Origin of the sequence: Bacillus sp. JJ1503 (assembly GCF_036965125.1) — a bacterium.
In the GTDB taxonomy this organism is placed as follows: Bacteria; Bacillota; Bacilli; order Bacillales; family Cytobacillaceae; genus Cytobacillus.
In genome coordinates, this window is record NZ_JBALOZ010000072.1 from 5,490 (window position 1) to 5,735 (window position 246).

Annotated in this window: 1 protein-coding gene; it reads right to left on the minus strand. The window is 28.0% G+C overall.

Annotated features, from left to right (window positions below; genetic code table 11):
* Positions 1 to 37: 37 nt before the first annotated feature.
* The coding region (locus V7149_RS06690; protein ID WP_335344869.1) for a hypothetical protein at positions 38 to 246 on the minus strand (209 nt) is incomplete at its 5' end.

Sequence of the window (246 nt, forward strand, 5' to 3'; positions counted from 1 at the left end):
TCTTGAAGAATAGCCCCGTTAGTTGAGATTGCTAAACTCAATAATTTTCTTTTTTCCAACGTTTATATTCTACAAACTCTAAAAAACCATAAGCCGATATGATTGATAAAATAGGGATAACATAATACTTCGGAGGTCCAAATATAAAGATAACAACAATGAAACCTGCAATAAAAAGTGCAGTATTTAAAAGATATGATTTCTTTCGATATTTTAAATAAAGTTTTACCTTATCCATTACTTTTC